Source organism: Flagellimonas sp. 2504JD1-5 (assembly GCF_053618295.1).
The window spans coordinates 1,990,061-2,004,110 of record NZ_JBSIOU010000001.1; the positions used below are offsets into that span (position 1 = coordinate 1,990,061).

Sequence of the window (14,050 nt, forward strand, 5' to 3'; positions counted from 1 at the left end):
ATTACTGATTTTTCTGTTCTTTTTTTCCTTGCATATAGGCAACAAAGGAAAGTGCCATGCCCAATCCAAGACCGAACGCTCCAAGTTGCGGGTAGGAGTGCGCCCTAAAATTCAAAATATCCTTAGATCCAAATAATGGAGGCTGAAAGCCCATTACAGAACCATCGGGATTGGTAAACTTCATAATAGCTTTTGGATCTAGGTCATGCCCATAATCATGTTCCCATAAATAAAAATCATAAAGTCCGGCAGCACTTAACACCATCATTAAAATAAACCAATATAAATACCAACGATAGTTTGCCTTAAAAGCAATTAGCAATCCTAGAATTGTTGTGGAAATGATACCTATGGGGAATATCTTAAATTCTGGAATGGCATCTGGAATGTATTTCATGCCCACATAATGGTTCATCAGGTTGATGTTTTTGATGTCATGCGGATTTGCATCTGAAAAATCATTGATATGGATATACATTCCCAAGGGAGTTGGATATTGCGGAGCTTCCAGCGTTATTTTCCAAAGGGGAAAAACAAACAGAAGCAGTGGCAATAACACAGCAATAAACATTACGATTTTTGAGTTCTTTTTCATTTTTTAAGCACTAAGGTTTAAAAAGCGGGAGGGGACGTCCTCCCGCTTATCTAAATTAGAATCCAACAATTTGGATTATTGTGTTAGTCTTCACCCAATGACCAAGTCAGGTCAATATCTGAACTGGCAGGAGAAACCCTAACATAACCTTGCATTTCTTGGTGCAATGCTGAACAGAAATCGGTACAATAGAATGGCCAAACACCAACTTGTTTAGGTTCCCAAACAAAAGTTTCAGTTTGTCCGGGCATAATTAATAACTCTGAGGTATTTGCACCAATCATACTTACACCGTGAGGCACATCGTAGTCTTGCTCAAGGTTGGTCACATGGAAGTAAACCTTATCGCCAACTTTGATTCCTTCAATATTGTCTGGATTAAAATGGCTCCTGATCATAGTCATATAGACATGTACTTCTTTTCCGTCACGTTCTACCCTTACATTGGCATCTGAGGTTGTGGCATATTTGTGCTTGTTCTCAGTTAGGTTGTAGATTTTTCTGGAACGTGGTTTCACCAGTTCAGCCGGAATACCAGCTGCATAGTGCGGCTCACCCACTGTTGGGAAATCCAGTAGCAACTCCATTTTTTCACCGGAAATGTCATACAGTTGCGCAGATTGAGTCACCTCAGGTCCCGTTGGTAAGTAACGGTCTTTGGTAATTTTGTTCATGGCCACTACATACTTTCCATACGGCTTTCGGGAATTACCTCCAGGAATCATCAGGTGACCAACCGAATAGTAACAAGGCTGTCTGTCAACTACTTCCCAGGTCCCAACTTTCCATTTTACCACTTCGGATGAAATAAAGAAGGTGGTATATCCATTTCCTTTACCATCAAATTCTGTGTGCAATGGACCTAACCCAGCTTGTTTAACCGTTCCGGCCAATACATCTTCAAAGCTAAGAATCGGAATTCCGTAGGCTTCTCCTTCAAATTTTTCATTCTCAATGGCATCGATCATTTTAGTAAAGGAATGTACCGTTAAATCTGATGAAAGTTTTCCGTTACCCACAATGTATTCACCCGTTGGGTTCACATCGCATCCATGGGGAGATTTTGGTGTTGGTAAAAGATAAACCAAGCCTGGTAGTGCGGAAGCATCTAGTATACGAACTTCCTTTTTCATTGTAGATGTAGCTGTATGGGTGTGTTCATCATAGACGTTGTGCGCATAGTTGGCGGGCATGGTGGTAAACTTACCTTCCTTAATGTACTCCTCTGCTTTTTTCCAGTTAACAGCTGCTATAAAATCCTTATCATTTTGGGAGGCATTGACTTCCATCAAAGTGTGTGATTCTTCGGAATTATATGTTGAGAAGAACATCCAACCATGGGAAGCACCTCTACCCGGGTGAGCCAAATCGTAGTCGAAACCTGGCATCAGTATTTGGAAGGATAGATCCATCCCACCATCTTCAGGATCAACACTTATAAAAGAAAGCGACCCTTTAAAATTACCCTTGTATTCTTTAATGGAAATATCTTGCTGCGGAATCGGAACTGAAAAACGCGTTCCGGCCACAACGTACTCCGTATTTTCTGTTACAAAAGCGGAGCTGTGGTTACCAGCACTGTTTGGAATTTCAATAATCTCCGTAGTTTCAAAGACACTAAGGTCTACTTTGGCAATTCGTGGTGTATTGTTTCCATTGATGAAAACGTATCGACCGTCAATTTCACCATTGGTCTGGGAAATATCGGGGTGGTGGGCATCATCCCAAGGTACAAATCCGTGGGAAGTGTTTAGCATGGGCTTCGTTTCTTCATTATATCCCCAAGCTTTTTCAGCATCTTGGGAAAAAACAGGGATAACTTTGAACAATCGACCTGAAGGGAGTCCATAAACGGACATTTGTCCACTGAAACCTCCAGAAATAAAGGCGTAGAAATCGTCGTGCTCTCCTGGGGCCACATATACCTTTTCGGCTGCGCTCGATGACAATGCACCATTTGAGCTTTTGCTCTGCTGATTGCAACTCGTAAACAGTAGCGAAACGCTTGCAAGTGCAAATATTAAATAATGGATTTTTTTCATTGTTATTATTTTTAGTTGTTCTTAATTATTGACTGGGTGGTAACATTACTTTGTCGACCACATGCACAATTCCATTTCCACAGGGAACACTGGCAATTATTTTTGCTCCTCCAACAAAAACATCATCCCCTTTTACTTCGACCTGAACATTTTGATTGTTTGCCTGTCCCAGTTTTTTGAATTTTTTGAGGAATTCCTTAGAGTATTTCCCGGGAGTTACGTGGTATTGAAGAATACCAGCCAAATCGGCTTTGTTCTCGGGTTTGAGCAGATTTTCCACAGTGCCTTCGGGTAAAGCGTCAAAAGCAGCATTGGTAGGGGCAAAGACCATTAAGGGCCCAGCATTTACTAGAGCATTTTCCAATTCGGCAGCTTGCACCGCGGCCACAAGGGTAGTGTGGTCCTTGGAGCCAATGGCGATATCCAACACATTGGGTTGGGCTTCATCATCCTTGAGGAAGGCCTGTCCCTGCTTTTTGTCACTTTCTTTAGCCTCCACATTGGTCGTGGTAGTAGTTTCGGTTTTGGCTTCGTTCTTGCAGCTGTTCATAATAAACAGCACCAAGAGCGAACCTAGAAATACTTTGATTTTGGTGATTACTTGCATAGTTAATTGTTATAAGGTTCTAAAATATTCAAGGACGGCCCTTGCCTGTTCCTCGGTAAGACCTTGATTGGCCATAGGAGATCCGTTGAATTCCATAAGAAGTTCTTTGGCCAAAGGGTCTTCTTTTACCATGACCTCTGGATTTAAGATCATGTTCATGACCCACTCGGGTGAGCGTCGTTCCAAAATGCCGTTCGGTGCTGGGCCAATGAACTTTTTTCCAACCCTGTGGCATGCTAGGCACATCTGTTCAAATATGACTTTGCCCTCTTCGGACATAGCCGTATCAATGTCATCGTTTAAAGTCAATGATTTTATCGGGCCAACTCCCTTGTTGGCAAGATCGACCCTTTCAGAGGGTTTTACAGAATTTGTTTCTGGTTGTGAATCAACTTTCTCGGTAGTGGATTTCTGTCGTTGTACCTGAAAACCTTCTTTTTTCTTTTCCTCTTTTCCTCCACAACTTATAAGGAAGACCAGAAGAAGGAATGCACTGCTTTTTACAATAATTTTCATTGGATTACAATTGTTAGATTTTAAGGCCAAAAATATCGCCTCAAAAGAAGGTAGAATATGATAAATGTCAGATTTCAGACAAAAACATCTTTTTTATATTTGTGGCTTACTATCAAATAGTTATGCTTACAACCTCTTCAAAGTATGCCATTAAAGCTGTGTTATTTTTGGCTCTGCATTCCAGTGAGAACCATAAATTGATGGTCAAGGATATTTTTGATAGAATCAATGTTCCAAAGGAGTATTTGGCCAAGATTTTACAGGTACTTTCCAGGCAAGGGATTATTTCTTCATCAAGAGGGCCAAAGGGAGGTTTTTACCTCAGTGATGCAAATAAAGAGCTTCCATTGATTTCAATTGTTGATGTTATTGAAGGGAGACAACGATTGGTTTCATGCATGCTCAGTATAAGAGAATGTGATAGTGAAAACCCATGTGCCTTGCATGATCTGGTTGGAAATGCCAACAGTTACTTATTAAAAAATCTTGAGGAGACCACTATTGCGAAACTTCTAAAGGACATACAGGAAGGCAAAGCAGTTCTACCACTATAACTCCTAAGATTCATTGCCAAATGGGGGTATTTCCTCTCCTTTAACAATATTCAATACTTTTTTTGCTTTTTATGTGAAAAAACATTAAAAATGGTATGTTTAACGGAGGAAATTGCTTAATTTGAGATCATAACCACCAAGCATGAAGCTACATTTATTAAATAGGACTAGTCCCAATAATAGTTCTTTTATGGTAAGCCATAATTTATACCCACATTTTTTAAAGATTTGGCACTACCATCCGGAACTCGAGTTGATTTTGGTTGAAAAAAGCTCAGGAACCCAGTTTATTGGGGATAGCATTGAAAAATTTGACGAAGGTGAGGTAATTCTTATTGGTAAAAACCTACCCCATATGTTACTTAATGATGATATCTATTTTGAGCCTTCATCACAAAGAATGGCAGAATCTGTGGTGGTGCATTTTAAAAAGGAGTTTTTGGGAATGGGTTTTTTATCTGTTGCGGAAACAAAACCAATAACCGATCTGTTGGAGCGCGCCAATCGAGGAGTGAAATTTACGGAAGTTGACAAAGATACCCTTGATGATATCAGAAGTTTGTTGAATCTTGAACCATTTGAAAGATTATTGAAGTTTATTGAAATTCTGAATATTCTTGCCAAACAAAGACCCTACAAGCTGCTTTCCAGTATGGGATATATCAATTCCTTTTTAAAAACGGAGAACAAAAGACTTCACAAAATCTATGAATACGTGTTCAAGAATTTTAAAAATTCCATTGGAGCGAGTGATGTTGCTTCCGTTATCGGAATGAATTCTTCCGCATTTAGTAGGTTTTTCAAACAAGTACATCGCAAGACCTTCACTCGGTACCTTAATGAGATACGAATTGGGTATGCTTGCAAGCTACTTCTGGAAGATAAATTGAATATTACTGCAATAGCATATGAGTCGGGATTCAATAATATCTCCAACTTTAACCGTCAGTTTAAAATGATAATCGGTAAATCGCCAAGTGCCTATATTCAATATCATACCGATAAGATGGAATATGCCTAATACCGGGCAAAAATAGTATTGCCCTTAGTAGTTTATTAGGTAGCTAAAGCTTTGGTCAGCGGTTAGCTTTGTCTTAAACAAATGTAATAATGTCCCATTCAATATTGATTACTGACATCGAAGCACGGGATATCCGATTTCCTACGAGCAAGAACATGGATGGGTCGGATGCAATGAATCCCGACCCGGATTATTCGGCCGCGTATGTGGTTTTGAAAACCAATCATCCAGAAGGAATAGAAGGACATGGTTTAACCTTTACCATAGGTAGGGGCAATGAACTTTGTGTGGCAGCCATAGAATCCCTATCCCCTTTGTTGCTGGGGAAATCCCTTGAAAGCTTTACCCAAAACATGGGAGCTTTTTGGAAAATGATAACCGGCGACAGTCAATTAAGATGGCTGGGACCCGAAAAGGGTGTCATTCATTTGGCAACAGGAGCCTTGGTCAATGCCGTTTGGGATTTGTATGCCAAGGTGGAAAAGAAGCCCTTATGGAGATTGTTGGCAGACATGTCCCCGGAAGAACTCGTAAACTGCATTGATTTTACGTACATTACCGATGCGGTTACCCCGAAGGAAGCCTTGGAAATCTTTAAAAAACAGGAAAGTACAAAACAAGAACGTATTAATAAGTTGTTGCAATCGGGCTACCCGGCGTATACTACATCAGCGGGATGGTTGGGGTATTCTGATGAAAAAATGAGACGACTGTGCAGGGAAGCGAAGGAGGCTGGATTCAAACATATGAAAATCAAAGTGGGAGCCGACTTGGAAGATGATATCAGGAGAGCTGGGCTCATTCGTGAAGAAATGGGTCCGGATCTGCAACTGATGATGGATGCCAATCAGAAATGGGATGTGGATGAGGCCATTTCCAATATGGCCGAGCTAAAAAAATTCAATCCATGGTGGATTGAGGAACCAACCAGTCCTGACGATATTCTTGGGCATGCAAAGGTGGCCAGGGCCGTTCATCCTATAAAAGTTGCTACCGGGGAACACTGTCAGAATCGGGTAATGTTCAAACAGTTAATGCAAGCTGATGCCATCGGCATATGTCAAATAGATAGTTGCAGGGTAGGAGGGGTAAACGAGAATTTGGCAATTCTGCTAATGGCCGCAAAATTTAATATTCCGGTGTGTCCACATGCCGGTGGAGTGGGCTTATGTGAATATGTTCAACATCTTTCCATGTTCGATTATATTTCCGTCAGTGGAACTATGGAGAATAGGATCATAGAATATGTGGATCATTTGCATGAACATTTTTATGACCCCGTGGTCATTAAGAACGGAGCATATATGCCACCAACCATGCCAGGGTTCAGCATTCAAATGAAAAATGAATCACTGGATCAACACCAGTTTCCCAATGGGGTGGTTTGGCAGGAAGAATTGGAAAAGGTGAATTAATAGATTGATTTTCAAACAATAATGCTATGGAGCTGTTTAGTCTAGAAGGGAAAAATGCGGTGATAACAGGAGGAGGCAGTGGAATTGGAGAAGCAATTTCAAAAACCTTTGCAAAGCAAGGAGCTGTAGTGCATATTTTGGAATTGGATTCAGACAGAGCTAAATCTATTGAAGAAGAAATTAAAAATTCCGGAGGAAAAGCAGTTGGACATAAATGCGATGTTTCAAATCAAGAAGAAACAAAAAGAGTAATAAATTCCATCTCAGAAAAGTCTAAGATTGATATTCTCATCAACAACGCAGGCATAGCCCATGTAGGAAACATTGAAGGTACCACCGAAGCGGATTTGGATAGGCTTTATCAAGTCAATATAAAAGGAGTTTATAATTGTATCCTTTCCTGTATTGAGACCATGAAAAATCACGGAGGGACTATTTTGAACATGGCTTCCATTGCATCAACAGTTGGAATATCCGACCGTTTTGGCTATTCCATGACCAAGGGTGCTGTGCTGACAATGACTTATTCCGTGGCCAAAGATTATCTGGATTATGGAATCCGATGCAACAGTATCTCCCCAGCAAGAGTGCACACTCCTTTTGTGGATAATTTCATTAAGAAAAACTATCCTGGGGAAGAAAATGAAGTGTTTCAAAAACTCTCGAAGACACAACCTATTGGTCGTATGGGAAAACCAGAGGAGGTGGCCCATTTGGCGCTGTACTTATGCTCGAACGAAGCATCCTTTATTACAGGAACAGATTTTCCCATAGATGGCGGATATATAAAATTGAACGGATAAATGAAATTAATACGATTCGGTAGCCCAGGAAACGAAAAACCGGGCGTGGAACTTGAAAATGGAACTCGAATAGATGTTTCCGCTTTTGGGCAGGACTACAATGAGAACTTTTTTGCAAATAATGGGGTAGAACAACTCCAGAATTGGTTGAGCAAGAACATTTCAAATTGTCCTGCTATAAAAACGGATGTGCGCTTGGGCCCACCATTGTGCCGTCCCTCAAAAATTGTCTGCGTTGGACTTAATTATGCAAAGCATGCAGCGGAAAGTGGTATGGCTATTCCTTCCGAGCCTGTGCTATTCTTTAAGGCCACTTCGGCTATAGTAGGACCGAATGATGATCTGGTCATACCAAAGGGAAGCAAAAAAACCGATTGGGAAGTGGAGCTTGGTGTGGTCATTGGTAAAAAGGCTTCCTATGTAAGTCAAAATGAGTCCATGGACCATGTTGCCGGGTATGTGCTGCATAACGATTACAGTGAACGGGAATTCCAGTTGGAGCGCGAAGGTCAGTGGGTAAAGGGAAAGAGCAATGATACATTTGCCCCGTTGGGTCCGTTTATTGCCACCAAAGATGAAATTGAAGATCCCCATAACCTTAACCTTTGGTTAAAACTCAATGGTGAGACCATGCAGAATAGCAACACTTCCGATTTTGTGTTCAACATTCCGCATCTTGTAAGTTACATTAGCCAGTTTATGACACTTTTACCGGGAGATATTATTTCCACGGGGACACCTTTTGGAGTGGGATTGGGGCTAAATCCACCAAAATACCTTAAACCTGGCGATATCGTGGAGTTGGGTATCGATGGATTGGGAAGCTCAAAACAACATGCAAAGGCTTATAACGGAGAATGATCATAGACAGCCACCAACATTTTTGGAAATATGATCCGATCAGGGATGATTGGATAGATGATTCCATGGCTGTTATCAGAAGAGATTTCCTTCCGGCTGATTTAAAACCCATTTTTGAAGCCAATGGAGTGGATGGATGCGTAGCAGTTCAGGCAGACCAATCCGATGAAGAAACCCAATTTTTGTTGAATCTGGCTAAAACTCACAATTTTATAAAAGGGGTTGTAGGTTGGGTAGATTTTTTGGATGCCAAAGTGGAGGAACGATTGGAGTATTTTGCTTCCCACAATTTAATCAAAGGATTTAGGCATATTGTCCAAGCAGAACCTGACCCAAATTTTATGCTAAGGGAAGATTTTTTATCAGGGATAGGTTGCCTGTCCAGTTTTGGATTTACCTACGATATTTTGGTGTATCCACATCAACTACCTGCAGCGATTGAAATGGTAAGGAAGTTTCCAAACCAGAAATTTGTTGTAGACCATATTGCCAAACCCGAGATTTCCAAAGGAATGGACAAGAAGTGGGAACAACAGATAAAAACCTTGGGGGAAGCTCCCAATGTGTTCTGTAAACTATCAGGAATGGTAACCGAAACCGAAAGTTTTAAGTGGAAGGAAACCGAGTTTTACCCCTTTATGGAAGCTGTGCTGGATGCATTTGGAACCGATAGGATTCTATTTGGTTCCGATTGGCCGGTTTGTCTGGTTGCGGGAACATACGAAAACGTTGTTTCCATTGTGGCCAATTTTGTCCAGCAATTATCACCCTCGGAACAGCAGAACATTATGGGATTGAATGCCGTTCGTTTTTATAATCTTTAACTATGTGTATGACCATGAATAACAACCTTTTATTACTGTTCTGTTTGATCGTGTTTGCAAGTTGCCAACCGACAAAAAAACCAGAACCAACCCCAACGCCGAACATTGTTTTGTTCTTTGTGGATGATATGGGTTGGCAGGACACTTCCGTTCCCTTTTGGAACAAAAAGACCGCTTTCAATGAACTTTATATAACACCCAACATGGAGCGTTTGGCCAAAGAGGGGATGAAATTTACCCAAGCATATTCCACTGCGGTTTGCTCACCAACTAGAGTTAGTTTAATGACAGGAATGAATGCGGCCAGACACCGGGTTACCAATTGGACCTTAAAAAAGGATATGTTGCAACCCATGGAAGTCAACCATAAAACCCTTCAATTCCCGGAATGGAATGTAAATGGAATGAGCCCTGTAGCCGGGGATAGCAAAGCGGTACATGCAACCCCATTGCCACAAGTATTAAAAAATGCGGGATATTTTACCATTCATTCAGGGAAAGCCCATTTTGGGGCCATAGGCACCCCTGGCGAAGACCCATTGAATCTTGGTTTTGACGTTAACATTGCAGGACATGCCGCTGGAGCACCCGAAAGTTATTTAGGCACTGAAAACTTCGGAAATGGAAAAGAAGGAAAAGAAATTTGGGCAGTACCCGGTCTGGAACAATACCACGGAAAGGATATTTACTTAACAGAGGCAATTACGCAGGAAGCATTAAAATCTTTGGACACTGCAGTGGAAAAAGAACAACCATTTTTCTTGTATATGGCCCATTACGCAGTTCATACCCCGATTATGGGTGATGACAGATACCTGCAAAAATATTTCGAAAATGGCATGGATTCCACCGAGGCCAAATACGCTTCCATGGTTGAGGGGATGGACAAAAGTTTGGGAGACATTATGGATTATTTGGAGGCCAAAAGTTTGGAAGAAAATACCATTATTCTATTTATGTCTGACAACGGAGGTCTTAGTGCAGTTGCCCGTGGAGGTGAAAAGCACACCCATAACAAGCCTCTGGCCAGTGGAAAGGGATCAGCCTATGAAGGCGGTATTCGTGAACCCATGTTGGTAAAATGGCCAGGAAAAGTGGAACCTAGTTCTGTTTCTGCTAGCTATCTCATTATTGAGGATTTTTATCCTACAATCCTCGAGATGGCAGGAGTTGAAAATCCAAAATTGGTGCAGGCCATGGATGGACAAAGTTTTATGCCAATGCTCACCAAAAAAGAATCAAATAGCTCCGAACGGCCATTATTTTGGCATTACCCCAACGAATGGGGACCTGACGGACCTGGTATAGGCGCATCGAGCACGGTAAGAAAAGGTGATTGGAAGCTCATTTACTTTCATGAGGACCAACATTTTGAATTGTTCAACCTAAAAACGGATATAGGAGAAACCAAGAATTTGACATCGGAACACCCTGAGAAAGTGGGAGCATTGGCTAAAACGCTTTCGGACCATCTTAGAAAAGTAGATGCGCAAATGCCTTCATTCAAAGACTCAGGAGAACCCGTCCCATTTCCAGATGAAATAACATTATAAATGAAAAAAATCAACATTCTATTTTCCGCTTTTATAGTATTTGTCGGCCTCTTTTCCTGCTCAAAGGTTGACCCTCCTGCGCCTGTGGGGCCAACACCTTCTGAAAGACAATTGGAATGGCATAAAATGCAATACTATGCTTTCATCCACTTCAATATGAACACCTTTACCAATATGGAATGGGGTTTGGGTGGAGAATCTCCAGAACAATTTAATCCTACAGAATTGGATACCCGCCAATGGGCGCGTGTTGCAAAAGAAGCCGGGATGGAAGGAATAATAATTACCGCCAAACACCACGATGGGTTCTGTTTATGGCCAACCAAAACCACCGAACATTCCGTTAAGAATTCACCATGGAGAGATGGCAATGGAGATTTAATTCAAGAGCTTTCCGAAGCTTGTAAGGAATTTGGACTCAAATTTGGGGTCTATCTCTCCCCTTGGGATAGAAACCATGAAGATTACGGCCGACCAGAATATGTAGCCGATTTCCATGAACAACTTCGAGAGCTTTTGACCAATTATGGCGACATTTTTGAAGTTTGGTTCGATGGTGCCAATGGAGGGTCAGGTTATTACGGAGGGGCCAATGAAACCCGGAAAATTGATAACAAAACCTATTATGAATGGGATAAAGTAACCAATATAGTCCGAGAATTACAGCCTGATGCTGTAATCTTTAGTGACGGAGGCCCTGATATTCGTTGGGTCGGCAACGAAGAAGGATGGGCCAACGAAACCCATTGGAGTATTATGCGTCGAGATGAGATTCATCCGGGGTGGCCCAGATATGTAGAGTTGAGAACAGGACATGAAGATGGTACCCACTGGCTTCCTTCGGAAGTTGATGTTTCCATTCGACCTGGATGGTATTACCACCCATCGGAGAATCATCAGGTGAAATCCCTGGAACATCTGGTTAAAATTTATTACGAGTCCGTAGGAAGAAACAGTAACCTGTTGTTGAACCTTCCCGTAGACGATAGGGGATTGGTACATGAAAAAGACGTGGAACAACTCCTACGACTTCGAGAACAATTGGACAAGGATTTTGCGATTGACTTGGCTAAAGGTCAGAAAGCGACAGCAACGGAAGTTAGAGGAAACAGCGCGGATTTCAAAGCAAGTAATGTTACAGATGGAGATGATAAAACATATTGGGCCATCAATGATGGTAGCACTACTGCCTCAATCACTCTTGAGTTTGACAAGCCAGAAGAAATAAACCGAATTTTGCTTCAGGAGTACATTCCTTTGGGACAACGAGTTCAAAAATTCACTGTCGAAGCTCAGGTAAATGGAGATTGGGTGGAACTGGCCAATCAAACTACCATTGGAAATAAACGCATCTTACGGTTTGATAAAGTAAGAACATCAAAATTAAAGGTGAACATTACGGCAGCCAAAGGACCACCCACCCTATCCAATATTTCTTGCTACAATGCGCCCAATTTATTGACCGAACCTATTATCAAAAGAAATAAAGATGGAATGGTAAGGTTGGGGTTGGCAGATAAGAATATTGAGGCATTTTATACCATTGATGGGTCTGACCCTTCTACATCCTCCCAGAAATATAATGGACCGTTTTTAATTAATCAACCTACAACAATCAAAGCTATAGCTGTTGACCCTGCCGACGGCAGGACAACAAGTGTGGGTTCCAAGTATTTTGATGCTTCCAAAAAAGATTGGAATGTGGTTAAGGTATCATCAGGAAATAGTGGTGAGGCAGCCAAACTTATCGATGACAATCCAGAGACCTTCTGGGCTACTGATGCAGAAGGAAAACAACCAAGCGAAGTGATTGTAGATTTGGGAAAAGCGCATGAATTAAGTGGATTTACCTATTGGCCCATACAAGAACGTTGGTCTTTTGGGATAATTATGGAGTATGAGTTTTTTGTGAGTACAGACAATCGCAGCTGGAAAAGGGTTTCGAAAGGTGAGTTCAGCAATGTGGTCAACAATCCCATAGAACAGACCATACATTTTGATGCTACCAAAGGTAGATTTATTAAATTAAGGGCTACAAAGGTGGCAGGTGAGGATACCAGGGCGTCTTTCGGTGAGATTGGGATAATTACAGCGAATAAATAGATATGGATTTACAATTAAGGGATAAGGTCATAATAGTTACCGGCGGATCCAAGGGCATTGGAAACAGTATAGTAAACATTTTGGCTGCCGAAGGGGCAATTCCGGTAATTGTAGGTCGCACCAAAGAACATGTCCTGAAAGCCGTGAAAAACATTGAAGATAAAGGTCAAAAAGTATTTTATGCTTTCGCGGAGTTGACCGACCCCGAACAATGTAAAGACGCGGTGGCCAAGGTGGTGGAAAAATATGGGAGAATCGACGGTTTGGTGAACAATGCAGGAATCAATGATGGTATTGGATTGGAAGATGGGAATTATGACGATTTTGTTGCATCAATCAGTAAAAATCTTACCCACTATTACCTGATGGCGCACCATGCACTGCCCGAACTTAAAAAAAGTAAAGGCGCTATTGTCAACATTGGCTCTAAAACCTCTATTACCGGCCAAGGAGGTACTTCGGGCTACGCAGCTGCCAATGGAGGCCGCAATGCCCTTACCCGCGAATGGGCGGTGGAATTATTGCCCCATGCCATTCGTGTAAACGCAGTTATTGTGGCAGAATGCTATACACCGCTTTATGACCGATGGATAAAAACATTTCCAAATCCAGAAGAAAAATTGAAAAAAATAACGGATAAAATCCCTTTGGAGAACAGAATGACATCTGCGGAGGAAATAGCCAATATGGTTGCATTTTTGCTATCGCCAAAGTCGAGTCACACCACAGGGCAGTTGATTTTTGTGGATGGAGGGTACACCCATTTGGACAGAGCTTTGTAAGCAAGTTAATCCTGATAAACCAAATAGATTAAAAATGAAACGCTATGCGCTTGCTCTAGATCTTAAAGATGACCCAAACCTGATAGCCGAATATGAGGCTTATCATAAGGAGGTTTGGCCCGAGATTAAAAAAAGCATCTTGGATTCAGGTATCCAAAGCATGGAAATATATCGGCTGGGAACCAGACTTTTTATGACTGTTGAAGCTGACGATAATTTTTCATTTGAAAGCAAGGCGGAGGCGGACTTAAACAATCCGAAGGTGCAAGAGTGGGAAGAATTGATGTGGAAATACCAGCAGGCATTGCCTATGGCAAAGCCAGGAGAAAAATGGTTGTTGATGCAAAAGATTTTTGAGTTGAAGTAGAGTTCAA

14 protein-coding genes are annotated in these 14,050 nt (G+C 41.5%); 10 read left to right on the forward strand and 4 right to left on the reverse strand.

The genetic code is table 11. From position 1 onward, the window contains the following. Position 1: 1 nt before the first annotated feature. The 4 genes from ACULLG_RS08845 to ACULLG_RS08860 form a co-directional block, all read right to left on the reverse strand. A complete protein-coding gene (locus ACULLG_RS08845) occupies positions 2-595 on the reverse strand; it encodes a hypothetical protein (RefSeq protein ID WP_452126395.1) in 594 nt (197 codons plus the stop codon). 83 nt (positions 596-678) lie between these two features. Beyond that, on the reverse strand, positions 679-2,637 hold the full coding sequence (gene nosZ / locus ACULLG_RS08850; RefSeq protein ID WP_452126396.1) for a Sec-dependent nitrous-oxide reductase: 1,959 nt from the start codon (positions 2,635-2,637) through the stop codon (positions 679-681). Positions 2,638-2,662: 25 nt separating this feature from the next. Continuing rightward, positions 2,663-3,244, reverse strand: coding sequence for a fasciclin domain-containing protein (locus tag ACULLG_RS08855; protein WP_452126397.1), 582 nt, complete (start codon positions 3,242-3,244; stop codon positions 2,663-2,665). 9 nt (positions 3,245-3,253) lie between these two features. Continuing rightward, positions 3,254-3,760: a c-type cytochrome gene (locus ACULLG_RS08860; protein ID WP_452126398.1), complete on the reverse strand. Its 507-nt coding sequence runs from the start codon at positions 3,758-3,760 to the stop codon at positions 3,254-3,256. 122 nt (positions 3,761-3,882) lie between these two features. Here ACULLG_RS08860 and ACULLG_RS08865 point away from each other — a divergent pair, with 122 nt between their 5' ends. The 10 genes from ACULLG_RS08865 (at position 3,883) to ACULLG_RS08910 (ending at position 14,043) form a co-directional block, all read left to right on the forward strand. Continuing rightward, positions 3,883-4,314 carry an RrF2 family transcriptional regulator gene (locus ACULLG_RS08865; protein ID WP_452126399.1) on the forward strand — a complete coding sequence of 144 codons (432 nt, stop codon included), beginning with the start codon at positions 3,883-3,885 and terminating at the stop codon, positions 4,312-4,314. A gap of 142 nt (positions 4,315-4,456) precedes the next feature. Beyond that, positions 4,457-5,335, forward strand: coding sequence for an AraC family transcriptional regulator (locus tag ACULLG_RS08870; protein WP_452126400.1), 879 nt, complete (start codon positions 4,457-4,459; stop codon positions 5,333-5,335). Between the two features lie 89 nt (positions 5,336-5,424). Further along, positions 5,425-6,750: an L-fuconate dehydratase gene (locus ACULLG_RS08875; protein ID WP_452126401.1), complete on the forward strand. Its 1,326-nt coding sequence runs from the start codon at positions 5,425-5,427 to the stop codon at positions 6,748-6,750. A 26-nt stretch (positions 6,751-6,776) separates the two neighbouring features. Then, a complete protein-coding gene (locus ACULLG_RS08880) occupies positions 6,777-7,553 on the forward strand; it encodes an SDR family NAD(P)-dependent oxidoreductase (RefSeq protein WP_452126402.1) in 777 nt (258 codons plus the stop codon). Then, positions 7,554-8,414 (forward strand): fumarylacetoacetate hydrolase family protein, encoded by an 861-nt coding sequence (locus ACULLG_RS08885; protein ID WP_452126403.1) that lies wholly within the window; start codon positions 7,554-7,556, stop codon positions 8,412-8,414. It abuts the gene before it with no gap. Continuing rightward, positions 8,411-9,238, forward strand: coding sequence for an amidohydrolase family protein (locus ACULLG_RS08890; protein ID WP_452126404.1), 828 nt, complete (start codon positions 8,411-8,413; stop codon positions 9,236-9,238). Before ACULLG_RS08885 ends, ACULLG_RS08890 begins: the two co-directional genes overlap by 4 nt. 14 nt (positions 9,239-9,252) lie before the next feature. After that, positions 9,253-10,791, forward strand: a complete 1,539-nt coding sequence (locus ACULLG_RS08895) for a sulfatase (protein ID WP_452126405.1) — start codon at positions 9,253-9,255, stop codon at positions 10,789-10,791. After that, positions 10,792-12,894, forward strand: a complete 2,103-nt coding sequence (locus ACULLG_RS08900; protein ID WP_452126406.1) for an alpha-L-fucosidase — start codon at positions 10,792-10,794, stop codon at positions 12,892-12,894. 2 nt (positions 12,895-12,896) lie between these two features. Then, a complete protein-coding gene (locus ACULLG_RS08905; RefSeq protein ID WP_452126407.1) occupies positions 12,897-13,676 on the forward strand; it encodes an SDR family oxidoreductase in 780 nt (259 codons plus the stop codon). Positions 13,677-13,710: 34 nt separating this feature from the next. Further along, a complete protein-coding gene (locus ACULLG_RS08910) occupies positions 13,711-14,043 on the forward strand; it encodes an L-rhamnose mutarotase (RefSeq protein WP_452126408.1) in 333 nt (110 codons plus the stop codon). Positions 14,044-14,050 lie beyond the last annotated feature (7 nt).

Excerpts from the sequence above, each read along its gene's own strand:
- ACULLG_RS08900 (WP_452126406.1), top strand. The coding sequence starts at position 10,792 with ATGAAAAAAATCAACATTCTATTTTCCGCTTTTATAGTATTTGTCGGC.
- ACULLG_RS08880 (WP_452126402.1), top strand. The coding sequence starts at position 6,777 with ATGGAGCTGTTTAGTCTAGAAGGGAAAAATGCGGTGATAACAGGAGGA.
- ACULLG_RS08870 (WP_452126400.1), top strand. The coding sequence starts at position 4,457 with ATGAAGCTACATTTATTAAATAGGACTAGTCCCAATAATAGTTCTTTT.
- ACULLG_RS08855 (WP_452126397.1), bottom strand. The coding sequence starts at position 3,244 with ATGCAAGTAATCACCAAAATCAAAGTATTTCTAGGTTCGCTCTTGGTG.
- ACULLG_RS08905 (WP_452126407.1), top strand. The coding sequence starts at position 12,897 with ATGGATTTACAATTAAGGGATAAGGTCATAATAGTTACCGGCGGATCC.
- ACULLG_RS08895 (WP_452126405.1), top strand. The coding sequence starts at position 9,253 with ATGAATAACAACCTTTTATTACTGTTCTGTTTGATCGTGTTTGCAAGT.
- ACULLG_RS08885 (WP_452126403.1), top strand. The coding sequence starts at position 7,554 with ATGAAATTAATACGATTCGGTAGCCCAGGAAACGAAAAACCGGGCGTG.
- ACULLG_RS08860 (WP_452126398.1), bottom strand. The coding sequence starts at position 3,760 with ATGAAAATTATTGTAAAAAGCAGTGCATTCCTTCTTCTGGTCTTCCTT.
- ACULLG_RS08910 (WP_452126408.1), top strand. The coding sequence starts at position 13,711 with ATGAAACGCTATGCGCTTGCTCTAGATCTTAAAGATGACCCAAACCTG.
- nosZ (WP_452126396.1), bottom strand. The coding sequence starts at position 2,637 with ATGAAAAAAATCCATTATTTAATATTTGCACTTGCAAGCGTTTCGCTA.
- ACULLG_RS08875 (WP_452126401.1), top strand. The coding sequence starts at position 5,425 with ATGTCCCATTCAATATTGATTACTGACATCGAAGCACGGGATATCCGA.
- ACULLG_RS08845 (WP_452126395.1), bottom strand. The coding sequence starts at position 595 with ATGAAAAAGAACTCAAAAATCGTAATGTTTATTGCTGTGTTATTGCCA.
- ACULLG_RS08890 (WP_452126404.1), top strand. The coding sequence starts at position 8,411 with ATGATCATAGACAGCCACCAACATTTTTGGAAATATGATCCGATCAGG.
- ACULLG_RS08865 (WP_452126399.1), top strand. The coding sequence starts at position 3,883 with ATGCTTACAACCTCTTCAAAGTATGCCATTAAAGCTGTGTTATTTTTG.